Source organism: Amycolatopsis sp. lyj-346 (assembly GCF_046548975.1).
GTDB lineage: Bacteria > Actinomycetota > Actinomycetes > Mycobacteriales > Pseudonocardiaceae > Amycolatopsis.
Map to the genome: position 1 here is coordinate 87,305 of NZ_JAJPWT010000002.1, position 20,809 is coordinate 108,113.

A 20,809-nucleotide genomic window follows, 5' to 3' on the forward strand; every position below is an offset into this window, starting at 1 on the left:
GCGTTGCGGATGGAATTCCTTCGCAGCACCGGGAAAGGGCCGGCCCGGCTCAGTTCGGCCCCTCGCCGCTTTCCCGGCCGGCCGGGAAAGCGGCCGTGAGGGCGGCACGCGCGCCGGGGGTCAGCGACGGCCCCGCGGGTTGCGCCACCCCGAGACCCCCCACGGCACCGCGCTTCCCGCCGATCGCCGAACCGCTTCGCATGTCACCACTCCTTTTCTCGCCGTCGACGAGAACCATGGTCACAAGCGCTGTTCCCAATCCGTTCCGTCCTCGATACCGCTCACTTCCACCCGAGGGGTATCTCCGGTCGATCGGACGCAGCGGCCGGCTTTTCCCGCGTGCGGCACGCGGTCGCGCGCGGCGTCGAGCCGCGCTTCGACGGCCTCCGGCGTCGCCCCTTCGGCCAGCACCCGCCAGCCCGGCAGGCCGGCACCGTGCCGCGCGGGAGCCGGCCGGGGAAACTCGACCGCGGCGAACCAGCGGGGCGCCGGCGGGCGCACCGGCACGCCGGCCAGCGCGCGGAACAGCTCGGTCTGCACGTCGAAGCCGGTGGCGGTCTTGATCAGCCGGGGAATCCCGCGGGTCCCGAAGCACGGCCGCGAACCGACGATCCGCGGCCCGCACTCCGACAGCACCACCGTGGTCTCCGCGGGGCCGAACTCGTAGCCCACCAGGTCCAGCATGGCGGTGACGGTGGCCCGCACGGCCGTCGCCGCCGACTCGCACAGCGGCGCCGGGTGCAGGTAGCGGACCCCGCGGTCACCCGGCCGCCGGGCGGTGAGCCCCACGACCCGGTGCATCCCGTCGTGGGTCAGCGTCGTGGTCACCACCTCCGGCCCGGCCACGAACTCCGCCACCGCGAAGGGAGCTCGCCTGCCGGGCGCGGCCAGCCACCGCCGCAGCGCCGGTGGCGACCCCACCACCGACTGCTCGCACCCCGAGCGGACGACCACCGGCCAGCCGAGCTCCGCCGCCGCCGCGGGCACGTCCCCGGCGGCGGCCACCACGCGGGTGCGCACCACGGGATGGCGGCTGCGGGCGAGCACCCGGCTCAGTTCGCCGATGTCGGCCAGCACGTGCGGCGCCCGCGCGGACTCGGGGCCCGGGACCCCGGCGACCGGGTACCCCGCGGCGTCGAGCACGTGGGTGATCGCCCGCTCCCGGACGACCCGGGCCACCGCCGCCGCCACGTCGGCCTCGTCACCGGGGTCCACCAGGGCCAGCCGGCCCTCGGCGAGCGGGGCGAACACCCGCTGCTGCGCCCGGTCGACGAGCAGCCACGGATCGAGGCCGCTGCGCACCGCTTTCCGCGCGAGCGAAAGCGCGGGGAAGCACAGCAGCAGCCGCGTGGCCGGCGGGCGGATCCGGTCCGGCGCCATCAAGGCACCCCGTCCGCGGTGTCCCGTCGTGCCCCGGACACGTCACCCGGACACCGCCGTGTCATGTCGACTCCCCACAGTGCGGTGGACCGCGATCCACCGGAGGAGCACCGCAGCCACGAAAATCTGGCGCCAGCTTTCGACGGTATTGTGACCGGCCCGGTTCCCGTTCCGTTCCCGTGACCGGAACACGCCGGCCGGACGGCCGCGGCTCAGTGGCGCGCCCCCGGCAGCACGCCGGCGACCCCGAAGATCTCCTCGGCCCGGCGGCGGCACTCCCGGCCTTCCTCGGGGGAGCCGAGCGCTATCCGGGCCTCCGCCATCCCGGTCAGCGCCCGGGCTTCTTCGATCCGGTAACCGATTTCGGCGGCGAGGGCGTGGGCCTGCTCGTGCAGGACGAGGGCTTCGGAGTGGGCGCCCTCGGCGCGGCGCAGGCGGCCGATGAGGTTGTTGATCACCACCCGCCGGATCGGCGTCCAGTGGGCGCGGTGGTGCTCCAGGCCCAGCGCGACGAACCGCCGGGCCTGCTCGGCCCGCCCGAGCCGGTGACCCACCAGCGCCGACACGGCGTAGGCCAGGGCGACGTCGCCGGGAGCGCCGAAGTCCTCGCCCAGTTCCCGGGCGAGGGCCAGCTGGGCGTCGGCTTCTTCGAGCGCGCCCGCTCCGAGGAGGGCGAGGGCCAGGTCGACGAGCGCCACGACCTCGTTCTCCCGGGCCCCGACCTCGCGGTTCAGCGCCAAGGCCCGGCGCGCCGAGTCCACCGCTTCGGCGTAGCTGCCCTGCTGCTCGTGCAGCGAGCTGAGGTTGACCAGCGACTCCGCCTCGGCCCGCCGGGCGCCGAGCTCGCGCTTGATGCGGATGGACTCCTGCAGCAACGGCAGCGCCTCGGCGAGGCGGCCGGTGGTGCACATCAGCAGGCCGAGCATGCCGGTGTCCTTGGCCATCCCCCGGCGGTCGCCCACTTCGGTGGCCAGCTCGAGTCCCTCGGCCGCTGCCTCGATCGCCTCGCCGAACTTGCCGTGCTTCCAGTGCGCCACGGCCGAGTTCGACAGGCTCAGGCGCAGCAGCGGGGCGTCGCCGAGCCGGCGGGCCGACGCCACGGCCAGCTCGGCGACTTCGGCGAACGCCGCGTACAACCCGGCCGCGTCGAGGTGGAAGACCAGGTTGCGGGCGAGCCGGACCACGTGGCGGTCGAACCCCCGGCCGTACGCGAGCGTCACCGCTTCCCGCAGGGTGGCCTGCTCGCGCTCGAGCCAGGCGCGGGCGGTTTCCCGGGTCGGCAGGTGCGGCAGCGCGGGCGCGGCTTCCGCGTTCACCGGCGGCAGCTCGGCCCGGCCGGGGAACAGCAGGTCGCAGACGTGGTCGGTGACGTGGACGAAGTAGTCGAGCAGCCGCTCGAACGCGCCGTGGGCGCCCTCGGCGTCGTCTTCCGCCTCCTCGCCGGCGTTGACCTGGGCGACGAAGCTGCGCACCAGGTCGTGGAAGGTGTAGTAGCCGATTTGGTGCTGCTGCACCATGTGCGCGTCGAGCAGGACCTCCAGCACGGTCTCGGCGAGGTCCGGGGGCAGGCCGAGCAGGGCGGCGGCCGAGTAGACATCGATGTCGCGCCCCGGATGCCGGCCCAGCACGCGGAAGGCCGCCCGGTGGCGCGGAGCCAGTCCCTCGTAGGAGATCCGCAGTGTGAGGTCGACCCCGCGGCCGCCGGATTTGAGCTCCTCCAGCCGCCGGGACTCGTCGCTCATCCGGTCGGCGAGGTAGCCGATCGGCCACCGCGGGCGGTTGGCGAGCCGGCTCATCGCGATGCGCATCGCCAGCGGGAGGTGGCCGCACAGCTCGACGAGCTCGGTCACCGCCTGCGGCTCCGCCTCGGCGCGCCGGCCGCCGAGCAACCGGGCGGCCATCGCGACCCCGTCTTCGGTGCTCATCGTGCCGAGCGACATCCAGTCGGCCCCGTCGAGGTCGATCAGCCGGGTCCGGCTCGTGATCAGGACCAGCGACCCGGGGCTCAGCGGCAGCAGCGGCCACACCTGGTCGACGTCGTGGGCGTTGTCCAGGAGCAGGAGCAGCCGGCTGCCCGCCGTCGTGGTCCGCCACAGCATCCCGCGCGCTTCGCCGTCGTCCGGCAGCTGGTCGGCGGGCACGCCGAGCATGCCGAGCAGCACTTCGATGGCGCGCTGGGGCGCCAGCGGCTCCCCGCCGGAGGTGTAGCCACGGAGGTTGACGTAGAGCTGGCCGTCCGGGTACCGGTCGGCGACCAGGTGGGCCGCGTGCACGGCCAGGGACGTCTTCCCCACCCCGCCCATGCCGTCGATCGTCACGATCTTCGGCCCCGGGCCCGCCGGCGCCTCGATCCGGCTCAGCAGGTCTTCCAGCTCGGCCTTGCGGCCGATGAAGTCCGCGAGGTCGTACGGCAGGGTGCGGGCGGGCCGGGCGGGCGGTGACTCCGGCGGGGGCGGCGGCTCCGGCGTGAGCGAGGGCGGCGGCTCCGGTGCCCCGAGCCCGGGATCGTTGCGCAGGACGCGCTCGTACAGCTCCGCGAGCGCGGTGCCCGGGTCGATCCCCAGCTCGTCGGCCAGCAGGGCGCTGACCTTCCGGTACTCAGCCAGCGCGTCCGCCTGCCTGCCGGAGCGGAACAGGGCGACCATCAGCTGCCCGCGCAGCTTCTCCCGCAGCGGGTGGGCGGCGATGTGCTCGCGCAGCTCACCGACCAGCTGCCGGGCCTCGCCGCGCGACAGGCGCAGGTCGATCAGCTGCTCGACCGCGTCGAGGTAGCGCTCCTGCAAGGCGGCGTCCGCCGCCCGGATCGCCGGGCCGCCACCGCCGGCGAGCACCGAACCGCGCCGCAGCTCCAGCGCTCCCTGCAGGTGCGTCGCCACCTCGTCCCACCGCCGGTCCGACGACGCCTTCCTGGCCTTTTCGAGCAGGCTCAGGAAAACGTTGACGTCCACCTGTTCGGTGGGCAGGACGGCGCGGTAGCCGGGCCCCTCGGTCAGGATGATCTCGTCACCGGCGGGGATCAGCCGGCGCAGCCGGGCCACCGCCTTGCGCACCTGGTGGGTCGCCGTGGCGGGCGGCTCCTCGTCCCAGACCGAGTCGACCAGCTGCGAAACGCTCAGCACCTGGCCGGATTCCAGCAGCAGCGCCACCATGACCCGTTCCTGCACGGCCCCGCCGAGGTGGATCCGGCGACCACCGGACCAGCACTCCAGCGACCCCAGGACGTTGATGCGGAGGTCCGCGTCCGGACGCGGCGGTGCACCGCTCATCGGTCCTCGCCGTCCTCAGGCACGCCGACCGCCCCCGCCCAGTGCAACGTCCACCCTTCCTGGCGGAAACCCGATCCCGCCGGCCCGTACGGCTGCTCACCCCCGGCCATGTTATGCGCAGAATCCAAGAAATTTCTCCGATCCTGGCCGCCGGAGTTGAGTCATGGGCAAGCAGGCAGCCACGGCGAGCTGAACGGGCAACATCCCGGCGCGGCAGGGCGAAAACTGTTGACGGAACCGGACCGCACCCGCAGAATTCGCTCCCCCCGCGGGTGATCTTCCTCCATTCGGCCGAATCCCCTGCCGCCGGAGCTCGTCGACATCGTCACCACCATGGCTGGCAACCACCGGGATTCCCCCGTGCGCGTCGGGATGGCCGAGCGCTTCACGGCGGCGGCCCACACCATGGAGACTTGGGCCCTGACGGCCCCCGGATCCGGGGGCCGACGTCACCGTCTGACGGACGCCATCCACCGGCGGCGCGGACGCGGTCACGCCGAGGGTGGCCTCCCGGCCCGTTCCCGATCGGTGAGCCACCGGTGCACCGCGCGGGCCACCTCCGCCGCGTTCTCCTGTTCCATCACGTTCATGTGGTGCCCGGGCACCTCGACCGTGTCGTCGGCGAAGGCGATCTCGTGCTGCCAGATCGGGTGGTCCGGGCCGACGCCGTCGGCCTCCGTCGGGAGCGGGTCCTTCGCGCGCACGAACAGCATCGGCGCCTTCGTGGCCCGGGGGGTGAACGTGCCGAGCACCGTGAGGTAGCCGCCCATCGCCGTGAGCCGGGCGTGGCCGATGCGGCCGAAGAACCGCTCGCGCGCGAACATCTCGTCCGCCAGGGTCGGTTCGATCAGGGGCAGGTCCTCGTCGAAGAAGTACGTGTCGACCAGGACCACGCCCGCCGGGGTGCGGCCGCGTTCCTCCAGCCGCAGCGCCGCCGCCGTGGCCAGCCAGCCGCCGGCCGAATAGCCGACCAGCGCGAACGGCTCCCCGCCGGCGGCGCGCTCCACCGACTCCGCCAGGAGGCCGGCCATCGCGTCGAACGACGCCGGCAGCCTCTCCCCCGCGTCGGCGTATCCCGGCAGGTGCACGACCGAGACGTCCCGGACGCCCTGCAGTTCGGCCGCGAACCGCGCGTAGTGCAAGGGACTCGACGACGCCGCCAGGGTCGGGACGCAGATCAGCCGCGGCCGCGCCGGGCCGTTCGCCAGGCGGACCGGCGGTGGCAGCTCCGCCAGGTACGACGCGTCGTCGTACTTCGGCCGCAGCCGCGCCGCCGCGCGCAGGAAGTCGTTGCCCGCCGCGATTTCCCGCCGCTCCCACGCCTGGCGGTACAGCGCGTTGACCGTGTCGCCCACGTCCGCCGCGGGCGCGGAGCCGGCGGTCGCCAGCTCCCCGGCGACGCGGCCGGCCAGCGCGGCGGGCGTGGCCAGGTCGAACACGACCGACGCGGGCAGCCGCACCCCGGTCGCCGCGGTGAGGCGGTTGCGCAGTTCGACGGCCGTGAGCGAATCGAACCCGGCTTCCAGGAACGGACGGCCGGCGGCGATCGCGTCCGCCCTCGCGTGGCCGAGGACGACGGCGGCCTCGTGGCGGACCAGCTCCAGCACGCGGGCGCGACGGTCCTCTTCGGACAGTCCGGCGAGCCGATCGCCGAACGGCGCGGCCGGGTCCGGCTCGCTCGCCGCGGCGCGCCGGACCGGGGTCCGGACCAGCCCGCGCAGCAGCGGGGGCAGCCGGTCGCCGGACCGCCGCAGCACGGCCCGGTCGAGGCCGATCGGGACCAGGACGGCGTCTTCGCCCGCCAACGCCGCGTCGAACAGCCGCACACCGTCCTCTTCGGACAGCGCGACGACACCCGCGCGCGCCATCCGGTTCAGCTCGGCGCCGCCGAGACCGCCCGCCATGCCGCCGTCCTGCGCCCACAGGCCCCAGGCGAGCGCCGTCGCGGGCAGGCCTTCGGCCCGGCGCCGCTGGGCCAGCGCGTCGGCGAACGCGTTCGCCGACGCGTAACCGGCCTGGCCCGGCGCGCCGAACTGCCCCGCAGCCGAGGAGAACAGGACGAACGCCGCCAGGTCGAGGTCCCGGGTCAGCTCGTGCAGGACGAGCCCGGCGTCCACCTTCGGGCGCAGCACCGCGTCGAGCTGCTCGCGCCGCAGCGCGGTCAGCACGCCGTCGTCGAGCACGCCCGCGGTGTGGATCACGGCGGTGAGCGGGTGCGCGGCGGGCACGCCCGCCAGCAGCGAGCGGACGGCCTCCCGGTCGGCGACGTCGCACGCCACGACCGCCACGTCGGCGCCCAGCCCCCTCAGCTCGGCGGCCAGCCCGGCCGCCCGGTCCGGCCGCCGGGCGGCCAGCAGCAGGTGGCGGACCCCGTGGGCGCGGACGAGGTGGCGGGCGAGCACGCCGGCGAGGTCCCCGGAACCGCCCGTGACGAGGACGGTCCCGTCCGAGCCGAAGGTGATCGGCCCGGCCGCGGCGGCCGCGGCCAGCCGGGGTACGTGCGCCTGCCCGTCGCGCAGCACGAGCTGCGGCTCGCCGGCGCCCAGCGCGTCCGCCAGTACCCGGGCCGACGCCTCGGTGGCGTCGGTGTCGACGAGCACGAACCGGTCCGGGTGCTCCGCCTGCGCGGATCTCAACAGGCCCCACAGCGGCGCCTGGGCCAGGTCGGGGGACGCGGCCGCCACCGCGCCGTGGGTGACGAGCACCAGCCGCGAGCCGGCGAACCGCTCGTCTTCGACCCAGGACCGGGCGAGCGCGAGGATCCGGGCGACCGTGTCGTGGACGGTGGCGGCGAGGTCGCCGGAGCCCGCGGCGACGGACGTCAGCACCACCGGCGGCACCGCCGTCCCCGCGTCGATCGCCCGGCCCAGCTCGGCCAGGTCGTGGTACTTGGCCGAGACGTCCACGTGCGCGAGGGCCGGGCCGAGCTCGCCGGCGACGGGCCGGCCGCCCGGTTCGACCGGCCGCAGCGGCAGCCGCGGCCAGTCGAGCCGGAGCAGTTCCCCGGTCCGCGGCCGGTCGCCCAGCTGGGCCGCCACGACCGGTCGCAGGACGAGGGAGCCGACCGTCAGCACCGGTCGCCCGGCCCCGTCCGTGGCGGCCAGGGACACCGCGTCCGCTCCCCCGGCCGGGGCGAGCCGCACCCGGAGGGCCGTCGCTCCGGCGGCGTGCAGGCGCACCCCGCTCCACGAGAACGGCATCCGCGGCACCCCGGGCTCCGCCAGCGACCCGAGGCGGGCGGCCGCGTGCAGGGCGGCGTCGAGCAGGGCCGGGTGCACGCCGAAGCGGTCGGCGTCGGTGGGCAGCGCCACCTCGGCGAAGACCTCGTCCCCGGCGCGCCAGACGGCGCGCAGACCCTGGAACGCCGGGCCGTAGCCGAGGCCGGCGGCCGCCAGGTCGTCGTAGAGGTCCGCCACGGGCAGCTCCGTGGCTCCCGCCGGTGGCCACCCGGGTACCTCCTCGGGTGCCGGACCGGCGGCCACGACGACGGAACCGGTGGCGTGCCGCGTCCACGGCCCTTCTCCGGCTTGGGCGTGGAAGTCGACCGCGCGGCGCCCGGCCGGCCCGGGGGCGCCGAGCACGACCTGGATCCGGGTCGCCTCGCCGTCCGGCAGGACCAGCGGGGCTTCGAGGGTCAGTTCTTCGATCTGCCCGCACCCGGCTTCGTCGGCGGCCCGCAGGACCAGCTCCACCACGGCGGCTCCCGGCAGCAGCCGCTTGCCCAGCACTTCGTGGTCGGCCAGCCACGGCTGGCCCGTGGCCGGCAGCCGCCCGGTCAGCACGAGCTCACCGCCGGCCGCCACGGGCACGCCCGCGGTGAGCAGCGGGTGGTCGAGCGCGGTGAGCCCGGCGGCGGCGACGTCCGCGGCGCGCGGCGGCTCCCGGAGCCAGAAGTGCTCGCGCTGGAACGCGTACGTCGGCAGGTCGACCCGGCGGCTGCCCGGGAACAGCGCCGCCCAGTCGGGCGACAGGGTGGCGAGCGCGCCGAACAGCGTCCGCGGCTCCGAGCGGCCGGCGCGCAGCGCGGGCCGGAAGCGGATGTCCCCGGTGCAGGCGGCACCCATCCCGGAGAGCACGCCGTCGGGTCCCAGTTCCAGACCGGTCGTCACGCCCTCGGCCCGCAGGGTCTCGACGGCGTCGGCGAAGCGCACCGTCGCGCGGACGTGCGTCACCCAGTAGTCCGCGGTGGACAGGTCGGCGCCGGGGAACACCGTCGAGCGGATCGGGATCCGCGGCGGAGCGTAGGCGAGTCCTTCGGCGACGCGGCGGAACTCCGCCAGCATCGGCTCCACCAGCGGCGAGTGGAACGCGTGCGACACGGCCAGCGCCTTCGTCCGGCGGCCCTGCCCGGCGAAGGTCTCCGCGATCCGATCGACGTCCGCCCGTGCCCCGGAGAGCACCACCGCCCGCGGTCCGTTGACGGCGGCGATCCCGGTCGTGGCGCCCAGGTACGGGCGGACTTCGGCCTCGGTGGCTTCGACCGCGGTCATCGCGCCGCCCGCGGGCAGGGCCTGCATCAGCGCGCCGCGGGCGGCAACCAGCGCGGCGGCGTCGGCGAGCGAGAGGATCCCGGCCACGTGCGCGGCCGCGAGCTCGCCGACCGAGTGTCCGGCCAGGACGTCCGGCCGCAGGCCCCACGACTCCAGGAGGCGGAACAGCGCGACCTCGACGGCGAACAACGCCGGCTGGGCGTACTCCGTGCGGGCCAAGGCTTCGGCGTCCCCGAAGACGACGTCCCGCACGGGCCGCGGGAACCGCGCGCACACGGCGTCGAAAGCCGTCGCGTAGACCGGGAACCGGTCGTACAGCTGCCGGCCCATGCCGGCGTGCTGGGCACCCTGGCCGGAGAACAGGAACGCCACCTTGCCCCCGGCGGCCGGCTCCGGCTCGGCCCGCGCGAGCGCGGCGAGCAGCTCGGCCCGGTCGGCTCCGGCGACGACGGCCCGGTACTCGAACAGCGGCCGCGTGGTGACCAGCGACCGCCCGATGTCCACCGGGGACAGCTCCGGCCGTTCCCCGGCGAAGGCCGCCAGCCGGGCGGCCTGGTCCCGCACCGCCTGCCCGGTCCGGCCGGACAGGACCCAGGGCACCATGCCGGCGGGCGGCGCGGGGTCCGGCCGCTCGTCTTCGGGCGGGGCCTGTTCGACGACCACGTGCGCGTTCGTCCCGGAGAGCCCGAACGCCGACACCCCGGCCCGGCGCGGGCGGCCGGTCTCCGGCCACGGCACCTGGGCGGTCAGCAGGGAAACGGCGCCCTCCGCCCAGTCCACGCGGGGGTTCGGCTCGTCGACGTGCAGCGTCCGGGGCAGGACGCCGTGACGCATCGCCTCGACCACCTTGATCACCCCGGCCACCCCGGCGGCGGCCTGGGTGTGCCCGATGTTCGACTTCACCGAACCCAGCCACAACGGCCGGTCCACCGGCCGGTCCTGGCCGTAGGTCGCCAGCACGGCCTGCGCCTCGATCGGATCACCCAGCGTCGTGCCGGTGCCGTGCGCCTCGACGACGTCGACGTCCGCCGCGGCCAGTCCGGCGTTCGCCAGCGCCGCCCGGATCACGCGCTGCTGGGCCGGGCCGTTGGGCGCGGTCAGGCCGCTGCTCGCGCCGTCGGAGTTGACCGCCGAGCCGCGCACGACGGCGAGCACGGGGTGGCCGAGGCGGCGGGCCTCGGAAAGCCGTTCCAGCAGCAGGATCCCGGCCCCCTCGGCCCAGCCGGTCCCGTCGGCCGCGGCGGCGAACGGCTTGCACCGGCCGTCCGGGGCGAGGCCGCGCTGCCGGGAGAACTCGAGGAACGCCGCCGGCGTGGCCAGGACGGTGACGCCGCCGGCGAGCGCCAGCGTGCATTCACCGCGCCGCAGCGATTCGCTCGCCAGGTGCAGCGCGACCAGCGCCGACGAGCACGCCGTGTCCACCGTGATCGCCGGTCCTTCGAGGCCGAGCGTGTAGGCGATCCGGCCGGAGGCGACCCCGCCGGCGCTGCCGGTACCGAGGAAGCCTTCGAGACCCTCGGGCGCGTTGCCGTTCCAGACGCGGGCGCCGTACTCGGTGTAGATCACGCCGGCGAACACGCCCGTGCGGGTGCCCCGCAGCGACACCGGGTCGATCCGCGCGCGTTCCACCGCTTCCCAGGCGGTTTCCAGCAGCAGCCGGTGCTGGGGGTCGGTCGCCACCGCCTCGCGCGGGCTGATCCCGAAGAACCCGGCGTCGAACTCGGCGGCGTCGTGGAGGAACGCGCCCGCCGCCGTGGTGGACGTGCCGGGGTGGTCGGGATCGGCGTCGAACAGCCCGCCGAGGTCCCAGCCGCGGTCCTCGGGGAAGCCGCCGACGGCGTCCGTGCCGTCGACGACCAGCCGCCACAGCTGCTCGGGAGTGCGGACCCCGCCGGGGAACCGGCAGGCCGTCCCGATGATCGCGATCGGCTCCCGCGCCCGGTCTTCGAGTTCGCGCTGCCGCTGCCGGGCGTCGCGCGCCTCGGTGACCGCGCGCTTCAAGTACGTCCGGAGCTGGTCCTCGTCGGCCACGTCACGCCATCCCGAAGTCGTTGTCGATGAGTTCGAAGAGCTCCTCGTCGGTCGCCCCGGCCAGGTCCTCGCGGCCGGTGTCGTCGTCCGGCGCGGCGCCGGGGCCGGCGACGAGGGCCTGCAGGCGCGTGAGGATCCGGGCCCGCACCTCGGGTCCGGCGGACCGGAGCACGGCGGCGACGTCGTCGAGGCCGGCGAGCGCCGCGGCCGCGGTGTCCTCCCCGGCACCGGCGAGGCGCGCCCCGGTGAACGCCGCGACCGCGGCGGGCGACGGGTGGTCGAAGACCAGCGTGCTCGGCAGTTTGACCCCGGTGGCGGCACTGAGCCGGTTGCGGAACTCCACGGCGATCAGCGAGTCGAACCCGATCTCCAGGAACCCGCGGTCGTCGCGCACGGCCGCGGCGGTCGTGAGCCCCAGCGCGTCCGCGGTCAGCTCCCGCACCAGGCCGAGCACCGCCTCGGTGCGCTCCGCCGGACCCAACGCGCGCACCCGCCGGGCGAAACCGGCCGGGTCGGCGCCGCGGCCGGGATCGGCCGCCCGGCGCCGGTGGGGCCCGGCCAGGCCGCGCAGCACGGGCGGCACCGCGGCCGGGTCCCCGGCCGAGCGCAGGGCCGCGGTGTCGACGCGCACCGGGACGACGACCGCTTCGGCCACGCTCAGTGCCGCGTCGAACAGTTCGAGGCCCTGGTCCGAGGACAGCGGCAGCAGGCCGATGCGGGCGCCGCGGGCGAGGTAGACGTCGCCGAGGCCGCCGCTCATCCCGCTCGGTTCGGCCCACAGACCCCAGGCCAGTGCCTTCGCCGGGACACCTTCGGCGCGGAGCCGGTGGGTGAACGCGTCGAGGAAGGCGTTCGACGCGGCGTAGCCGGCTTGCCCGGCCGTCCCGAGCAGCCCGGACGCCGACGAGAACAGGAGGAATGCCGCCAGGTCCCGCTCCTTCGTCACCTCGCGCAGCGCCAGTGCCGCGTCGAGCTTGGGCCGCAGCACCGTCTCGAGCCGCGCGGGGGTCAGGGCCGTGACGACGCCGTCGTCCAGCGCACCCGCCGAATGCACGACGGCGGTCAGGTCCGGCAGCGCGGCCACGACCTCGGCCAGCGCGGCGCGGTCCGCGGCGTCGCAGGCGTGCCAGGTGACCTCGGCCCCCAGCTCGCGCAGCTCGGCCAGCAGCGCGGCGGCTTCCGGCGTGCCGGCACCGCGCCGCCCGAGCAGCGCGAGCCGGGTGACGGCGTGGTGGGTGACGAGCCGCCGTGCGACCAGGCCGCCGATCAGCCCGGCCGCGCCGGTGACCAGCACCGTCCCGCCGCCCCACGCCGGGGTGCCGGTGCCCGGGGCCAGGCGGGCGAGGCGGGGAACCCGGAACTCGCCGTCCCGGACCGCGACCTGCGGCTCGTCGAGGGCGAGGGCCGCCCCGAGGCGGTCCCCGGCCGGGTCGTCCACGAGCACGAACCGGCCGGGGTGCTCGGACTGCGCGGAGCGCACCAGGCCCCAGACCGCCGCCTGGGCCGGGTCCGGCAGCTCCCCCGCACCGGCCGCGACGGCACCGCGGGTGTGCAGCACGAGCCGGTCCGTTTCGGCGCGGTGCTCGCCGCCGAGGAAGGCCTGCACGAGCTCCAGCGCCCGCGACGTCGTCCGGCGGACGGTGGTGGCCGGATCGCCGTCCTCGACGGCGAACCCGGCCACCAGGACGCCGCTCCCGGCCGCGAGATCGTCCACTGTGGACACGGAGGTCCAGGCCGCGGGGACGTCGGTGGCCGGGGCGGTGACGGGCACCCAGTCGAGCCGGTGGAGCCCGTCGGCGGCCGCCGACGGACGGGCGAGCTCGGGGACCGGCCGGGTCACCAAAGCGTCGATCCGGGCGACCGGCGCGCCGGTCTCGTCGGCGACGGTCACCGCGAGGCCGTCGCCACCGGCCGGGGACAGCCGGACGCGCACCCCGGTGGCCTCGGCCGCGAACCGCGTGTACCCGGTCCACGAGAACGGCAGGCCGTCCGGGGCGCTCAGCAGCCCGGCGGCGTGCAACGCGGCGTCCAGCAGGGCGGGGTGCAGGCCGAAGGACTCCGCGGGACAGCCGTCCGGGAGGCGGACTTCGGCGTAGACGTCGTCGCCGGCTCGCCAGGCCGCCCGCAGGCCGCGGAAGGCCGGGCCGTAGCCGTAACCCCGTTCGGCGAGGTCGTCGTAGAAGCCGGTCAGGTCGACGGGGACCGCGCCGGCCGGCGGCCACTCGGGCAGCCCGGGCGCCGCCGGTTCGGCCACCGACAGCACCCCGGTGGCGTGGCGCGTCCACGCCCCGCCGTCCGGCCGGGCGTGGACGGCGACGCCGCGGCGGCCCGCCTCGTCCGGCTCGCCGACCAGCACCTGCGTCTCGACGGTCCCGGTCGCGGTCAGCACCAGGGGCGCCTCGAGCGTCAGCTCCTCGACGGTCGGGCACCCCGTGTGGTCGCCCGCGGCGCTCGCCAGCTCCAGGAACCCGGTGCCGGGGAACAGGACCACCCCGTGCACGGCGTGGTCGGCGAGCCACGGCCGGCCCGCGGTGCCCAGCCGTCCGGCGAACCGGACCTCCGCCCGGTCGGCGACCGCGACGACCGCCCCCAGCAACGGGTGCCCGGACTCCGGCGGCCCCGCGGCCGCTCCCCCGGCCGTCGCGCCCCGGTCCAGCCAGAACCGCTCGCGCTCGAACGGGTAGGTGGGCAGCGGGACGCGCCGGGCGTCGGGGAAGAACGGCCCCCAGTCGACGGCGACGCCCCGGACGTGGAGGGCGGCCACCGATCCGGCGAACCGGTCCAGGCCACCGTCGCCGCGCCGCAGGGTGTCGGTCACCACGGCGTCGGCGCCACTCGCCTCGACGGTCTCCAGCACGGCCGCCAGCAGCACGGGGTGCGGTCCGACCTCGACGAACGCCGGGTGGCCCTGCCCGGCGAGCCGCTCGACGACCGGTTCGAGCAGCACCGTCCGCCGCAGGTTCCGGTACCAGTAGCCGGCGTCCGTCGCGGGGCCGTCGAGCCGCTCGCCGGTGACCGTCGACCAGAACGCGATCTCCGGCACCCGCGGCCGGATCGGCGCGAGCTCGCTCAGCAACCGGTCGCGGATCCGCTCGACGTGCGGTGAGTGCGACGCGTAGTCCACCGGCACGACCCGGGCCCGCACGCCTTCGCCGGCGCAGTGCGCGACGAGTTCGCGCAGGGCTCCGGGGTCGCCCGAGACCACCGCCGAGGAGGGCCCGTTGACCGCGGCGAGCGCGAGCCGCCCGTCCCAGCGGGCCAGCAGGTCCGCCGCCGCGGGTCCGGGCAGAGCGACCGAGACCATCCCGCCCTGACCGGCCAGCTCGCCCAAGGCCTTGCTGCGCAGGGCCACCACGCGGGCGGCGTCCGGAAGGGACAGCGCGCCGGCGACGCAGGCGGCGGCGATCTCACCCTGGGAGTGCCCGACGACCGCGGCCGGCTCGACGCCGGCCGACTGCCACAGCCGGGCCAGCGACACCATCATCGCGAACAGCGCCGGCTGCACGACGTCGACGGCGTCCAGGCCGGGCGCCCCCGGTTCGCCGAGCAGCACGTCGGTCACCGACCAGTCGACGAACTCGCCCAGCGCGGCGTCGCATTCGGCCACGTGCTTGGCGAACACGCCGGACTCGCGCAGCAGCCGCGCACCCATTCCGGCCCACTGACCACCCTGGCCGGGGAACACGAACACGGGCCGGCCCGGTGTGCCCGCGACACCCGAGAGCACCGAGGGCGACGGCTGACCGGTCGCGAGCGCGTGCAGCGCCGGGCGCGGGTCCCCCGCCGGCCGCACCACGGCACGGTGGCCGAACAGCGGGCGCGCGGCCAGTGAGGCCCCGAGATCCGCCCACGGGACGGCCGTCCGACCATCCACATGGGACAGCAGTCGGGCGGCCTGCGCGGCCAGCGCGGTTTCGGTCTTCGCCGAGAGGACCAGGGGCACGGCCGCGGGGGCCGCGACCGGCCGGGGACGCACCCGGGCCGGTGCCTGTTCGAGGACGACGTGCGCGTTGGTCCCGCTCATGCCGAACGACGAGACGCCCGCCCGCCGCGGCCGGTCCCCGGCCGGCCAGTCCACCGCGTCGGTGAGCAGCCGCACCGCACCCGATGGCCAGTCCACGTGGGGGGTCGGCTCGTCGACGTGCAGCGTCCGGGGCAGGACGCCGTGACGCATCGCCGCCACCATCTTGATCACCCCGGCGATGCCCGCCGCCGCCTGGGTGTGCCCGATGTTCGACTTCACCGAACCCAGCCACAACGGCCGATCCGACGGCCGGTCCTGGCCGTACGTCGCCAGCACCGCCTGCGCCTCGATCGGATCACCCAGCGTCGTGCCGGTGCCGTGCGCCTCGACGGCGTCCACTTCGGACGGCCGGAGCCCGGCCCTGGCGAGCGCGTCCCGGATGACGCGCTGCTGGGCCGGGCCGTTGGGCGCGGTCAGGCCGTTGCTCGCGCCGTCGGAGTTGACGGCGGAACCGCGGATCACCGCCAGCACCTCGTGCCCGTGGCGTTCGGCGTCGGACAGCCGTTCCAGCAGCAGCACGCCGGCGCCTTCGCCCCAGGCCGTGCCGTCGGCGGCGGCCGCGAACGGCTTGCACCGCCCGTCGGGCGCGAGTCCCCGCTGCCGCCCGAATTCGACGAACGCGCCGGGGGTGCTCATCACGGTCGCCCCGCCGGCCAGGGCGAGCGTGGACTCGCCGCGTCGCAGCGACTCGGCCGCCAGGTGCAGCGCGACCAGGGACGACGAGCAGGACGTGTCCACGGACAGGGCCGGGCCCTCCAGGCCGAACGTGTAGGCCACCCGGCCGGCGGCGACGCTGGAGGCGATCCCGGTGAGCAGGTGACCGGCCGCGGCGCCGGCGGCGGAGTCCCACGGCGGGCCGTAGCCCTGGTGGGTCACCCCGGTGAACACGCCGGTCCGGCTGCCGCGCAGGAGGTGCGGGTCGATGCCGGCGCTTTCGACGGCCTCCCACGACGTCTCCAGCAGCACCCGCTGCTGCGGGTCCATCGCCCGGGCCTCGCGCGGGCTGATCCCGAAGAACGCGGCGTCGAAGCCGGTGGCGTCCTCGAGGAACCCACCGGACCGGGTGTAGGTCTTGCCGGGCACCCCGGGCTCGGGGTCGTACAGCGCGGAGAGGTCCCAGCCGCGGTCTTCGGGGAAGCCCGAGACGGCGTCGCGGCCCGAACGGACGAGCTCCCAGAACCGGCCGGGGGTGTCGGCGCCACCGGGGAACCGGCAGGCGATGCCGATGACGGCGATCGGTTCGTCGGCCGCTGCCGGCGCTGTCGTCGCTTCGTCCCGCACCGCGCCGAGCGCCGCGCGGTGCAGTTCCCCGGCGAGCGCGGTGACGTCCGGGTGGTCGAACACGACGGTCGCCGGCAGCCTCAGCCCGGTGTCGCCGTTGAGCCGGTCACGCAGGTCGACGGCGGTGAGCGAGTCGAACCCGAGCTCGCGGAAGGCGCGGCCGGGGTCGACGGTGCCGGGCGCCTGGTGGCCGAGCACCGCGGCGACGTGCCCGCGGACCAGGTCGGTGACGAACGGCAGCCGGTCGGCCTCGGGCAGCTCCGCCAGCCGGGCCGCGAGCGTCGTGGTCCCGGCCTGCACCGCCTTCGCCGCGACCTGCCGCGCTTCGGGCAGTTCGTCCAGCAGGCCGCCGCGGCGGCCCGAGGTGAAGGCGGGCACGAAACCGGCCCAGTCGATGTCCGCGACGACCAGTGCGGTCTCGCCGTGGTCGAGGGCGTGCCGCATCGCGGCCACCGCGCGCCGGGGTGGCATCGCGACGAGACCCCGGCGGCGCAGATGCTCCTCGACGCCTTGGCGGGTGGACATGCCGGCTTCGCCCCACGCGCCCCAGGCGATGGCCGTGGCCGGCAGGCCCCGGGCGCGGCGTCGCTGCGCGAGCGCGTCGAGGTGGGCGTTCGCGGCGGCGTAGGCCGCTTGGCCGTCGGCACCCCAGACCCCCGAGATCGAGGAGAACAGCACGAAGGCGTCCAGGTCGGTCCCGGCCAGCAGTTCGTCCAGGTGGGCCGCGCCGCCGGCCTTGGCCGCACCGACCCGGGCCAGCTCGGCGGCGCTCGTGTCGTCGACGGGGGTGAACTGCGCGACGCCGGCGGTGTGGAAGACGGCGTTCGGCGGGTGCTCGGCCAGCAGCGCGGCGAGCGCCGACCGGTCGGCGACGTCGCACGCGGCGACGGTCACCCGCGAGCCGAGCGCGGTCAGTTCGTCCCGCAGGGCCGAGGCGCCCGGTGCCTCCGGCCCGCGGCGGCCGGCGAGGACCAGGTGTTCCGCACCGGTTTCGGCGAGCCACCGGGCGACGTGGGCGCCGAGCGCGCCCGTGCCGCCGGTCACCAGCACCGTGCCGCGGGGCTGCCACGGCCGTTCGGGCGCGGTGGCCGGCGCGGCCGCGCGAACCAGCCGGCGGCCGTGGACACCGTCGTGGCGCACCGCGACCCGGTCCTCGCCGGCCGCGCCGAGCAGACCGGCGAACCGCGCCACCGCGTCGCCGGCGACGTCGGCGAGCCGGAGGTCGCGATCCGGCGCTTCGAGCGCCGCGACCTGGCCGAGTCCCCAGATCCGCGCCTGGTCCGGGTCCGGGACCTCGGCCGGGCCCACCGCGACCGCGGACCGCGTGACCAGCCAGCAGGGCACGCCGGTCCCGATGTCGGCGAGGGCTTGGAGCGCCGTCGTGGTGAGGGCGAGCCCGGACGGCACCTCCGGGTGCTGCGGGTGCGGCGCGGTGGCCGCGGCGAGGAGCGAGACGACCCCGGCGAGCGCCTCTGTGCCGCCCAGAGCGGCGCGGAGGCGCTCGCCGGTGGTGCGGCGGTCGAGGCCGGGGTCGAGCGTGACGGCGACGACGGCGGCACCGAGGGCCCGGTGGACGTCGCCCGCCCAGGGGGCACCGTCGGCCGGGAGCAGGACCAGCCACCTGCCCGGTGGCGGGGAGGCAGGCCGTTCCGGCAGTACCGGCCAGGTGATCCGGTAGCGCCACGGGTCGTCGTGCGGCCGCTCGTGGGCCAGCCAGAACCGCTCCCGCTGGAAGGCGTAGGCAGGCAGGTCGACGGTCCGGGCGCCGGTGAGGAACGCCGGCCAGGCGGCGTCGCGAACGTGGCCGAGGGCGGCCACGACCGTGGTCGTCTCCGGTTCCGCCGCCCGCAGGGCCGGGACGAAGGTGAGGTCTTCGGCGCATTCCGCGCCCATCGCCGAGAGCACGGCGTCCGGCCCGAGTTCGATGCAGGTCGTCACGCCCGCTTCGGCCAGCGCCGTGACCGCGTCGGCGAAGCGGACGGTCGCGCGCACGTGCTCGACCCAGTAGCCGGGGGTGGCGGGGTCCCCGGACGGCGACACGGTCGAGACGATCGGGATCCGGGGCCGTGCGTACGACAGGCCCGCGACCACGGTCCGGAACTCTTCGAGCACCGGCTCCACCAGCGGTGAGTGGAACGCGTGCGACACGCTCAGCCGCTTGGTCCGGCGACCGGCCGCGGCGAAGTGCGCCGCGAGCGCGGCGACGGCCTCTTCGGCACCCGAGACGACGACGGCTTCGGGGCCGTTGACGGCGGCGATGCCGGCGGCTCCGGCCGGCCGGGCCCGGACTTCGGCCTCGGTCGCCTGGACGGCGACCATCGCCCCGGTTTCCGGCAGGGCCTGCAGCAGCCGGGCGCGGGCGGCGACGAGCGTCCCGGCGTCGGCCAGCGAGAGCACCCCGGCGACGTGGGCCGCGGCGATCTCCCCGATCGAATGGCCCACGAGCTTCTCCGGCCGGACGCCCCACGCCTCGAACAGCCGGTAGAGCGCCACCTCCAGGGCGAAGATCGCCGGCTGGGCCAGCTCTGTGCGGCTCAGGTCCGCGCCGCCGAGCACGACCTCGCGGTCGAGCCCGGCGGCCGCGCAGGCCTCGTCGAAGGCCCGCGCGTACACCGGGTACCGCTCGTGCAGCTCACGGCCCATCCCGGGGCGCTGGCTGCCCTGGCCGGTGAACAGGAACGCCGGCCTCCCGCCGGCCACCCGGCGCGGCCGCGCGGTGCCGAGCCCGGCGAGCAGCGCGTCACGATCGGCGCCGGCGACGACGATCCGGTGCTCCCAGGCGGGCCGGGTGGTCAGCAGCGAGCAGGCGATGTCCGATGTGGACAGTTCGGGCCGGTCCGCCGCGAAGGCCCGCAACCGCGCGGCCTGCGCCCGGGCCGCGGCCGCGGTCGCGCCGGTCACCACCCAGGGCACCACGCCCTCGTGCGTCCCCGGCTCGTCGTCGGCCGGAGCCTGTTCGAGGACGACGTGCGCGTTGGTCCCGGAGATCCCGAACGACGACACCCCGGCCCGGCGCGGGCGGCCCGGCTCCGGCCAGGGCACCGGCTCGGCCAGCAGCGACACCGCCCCGGCGGCCCAGTCGACCTGCGGGGTCGGCTCGTCGAGGTGCAGGGTCTTCGGGAGCACGCCGTGCCGCATCGCTTCGACGAGCTTGACGATGCTCGCGATGCCCGCCGCGGCCTGCGTGTGGCCGAGGTTGGACTTCACGGAGCCCAGCCACAGCGGCCGGTCCGCCGTCCGGTCCTGGCCGTAGGTCGCCAGGAGGGCCTGTGCCTCGATCGGGTCGCCCAGCCGCGTACCGGTGCCGTGGGCTTCGACCGCGTCGACGTCCGCGGCGGACAGCCCGGCGTTCGCCAGCGCGGCCCGGATGACCTGCTGCTGCGCCGGCCCGTTCGGGGCGGTCAGGCCGCTGCTCGCGCCGTCGGAGTTGACCGCCGAGCCGCGCACGACCGCGAGCACGGGGTGGCCCTGCCTGCGGGCGTCGGACAGCCGTTCGACCAACAGCATGCCGACGCCCTCGCTCAGCGCCGTCCCGTCGGCGCCGGCGGCGAACGACCGGCACCGCCCGTCGGCCGACAGTGCGCCTTGGCGGGCGAACTCGACGAACATCATCGGTGTCGCCAGCACCGCGACGCCGCCGGCCAGCGCGAGCGTGCACTCGCCGCGGCGCAGGGATTCGCAGGCCAGGTGCAGGGCCACCAGCGACGACGAGCACGCCGTGTCGACCGTGACCGCGGGACCGGCCAGGCCGAGGGTGTAGGAGATCCGGCCCGAGGCGACGCTGCCGGAGATCCCGGTGCTGAGGTAGCCCTCGAGGTCCGCCGGTGCCCGGCTCAGCCAGGAGCCGTAATCGTGGTAGACGAGCCCGGCGAACACCCCGGTCCGGCTGCCGCGCAGGGAAACCGGATCGATCCGGGCGTGCTCGACCGCCTCCCACGACGCTTCCAGCAGGAGCCGCTGCTGCGGGTCCATGGCCAGCGCCTCGCGCGGGCTGATCCCGAAGAACGCCGGATCGAAATCGGCGACGCCGTCGAGGAAGCCGCCCGAGCGGGTGTATGTGGTGCCGGGCCGGTCGCGGTCGGCGCTGTAGAGGGCGTCGAGGTCCCACCCCCGGTCGGCGGGGAAGCCGGAGATGACGTCGGTGCCGGCGGTGACCACCCGCCACAGGTCCGCCGGACCCCGGACCCCGCCGGGGAACCGGCAGCTCATCCCGACGATGGCGATCGGCTCGGCCTCGCCGGACGTGAGCTCCCGGTTGCGGCGCCTGAGCCGCTCGTTTTCCTTCAACGCGGCGCGGAGGGCTTCGACGATCTGCTCGGCGGAGGTGGTCATCGTCG

At 76.3% G+C, this 20,809-nt stretch carries 4 protein-coding genes and 1 pseudogene; all 5 read right to left on the reverse strand.

Annotation, left to right across the window (positions count from 1 at the left end; all coding sequences use genetic code 11):
- Positions 1 to 49: 49 nt before the first annotated feature.
- On the reverse strand, positions 50 to 202 hold the full coding sequence (locus ACLJQE_RS07620) for a hypothetical protein (protein WP_410638392.1): 153 nt from the start codon (positions 200 to 202) through the stop codon (positions 50 to 52).
- Positions 203 to 240: 38 nt separating this feature from the next.
- Positions 241 to 1,380, reverse strand: a complete 1,140-nt coding sequence (locus ACLJQE_RS07625; protein WP_410638393.1) for a hypothetical protein — start codon at positions 1,378 to 1,380, stop codon at positions 241 to 243.
- A gap of 212 nt (positions 1,381 to 1,592) precedes the next feature.
- Positions 1,593 to 4,646 carry an AfsR/SARP family transcriptional regulator gene (locus ACLJQE_RS07630; RefSeq protein ID WP_410638394.1) on the reverse strand — a complete coding sequence of 1,018 codons (3,054 nt, stop codon included), beginning with the start codon at positions 4,644 to 4,646 and terminating at the stop codon, positions 1,593 to 1,595.
- Between the two features lie 491 nt (positions 4,647 to 5,137).
- Positions 5,138 to 11,137 (reverse strand): annotated as a pseudogene (locus tag ACLJQE_RS07635) (SDR family NAD(P)-dependent oxidoreductase); the annotation flags it as partial.
- Positions 11,138 to 11,168: 31 nt separating this feature from the next.
- Positions 11,169 to 20,804, reverse strand: coding sequence for an SDR family NAD(P)-dependent oxidoreductase (locus tag ACLJQE_RS07640; RefSeq protein ID WP_410638396.1), 9,636 nt, complete (start codon positions 20,802 to 20,804; stop codon positions 11,169 to 11,171).
- Positions 20,805 to 20,809 lie beyond the last annotated feature (5 nt).

Bases quoted from the DNA above. Each gene is read 5' to 3' on its own strand.
- ACLJQE_RS07620 (WP_410638392.1), bottom strand. From the start codon at position 202: ATGCGAAGCGGTTCGGCGATCGGCGGGAAGCGCGGTGCCGTGGGGGGT.
- ACLJQE_RS07625 (WP_410638393.1), bottom strand. From the start codon at position 1,380: ATGGCGCCGGACCGGATCCGCCCGCCGGCCACGCGGCTGCTGCTGTGC.
- ACLJQE_RS07630 (WP_410638394.1), bottom strand. From the start codon at position 4,646: ATGAGCGGTGCACCGCCGCGTCCGGACGCGGACCTCCGCATCAACGTC.
- ACLJQE_RS07640 (WP_410638396.1), bottom strand. From the start codon at position 20,804: ATGACCACCTCCGCCGAGCAGATCGTCGAAGCCCTCCGCGCCGCGTTG.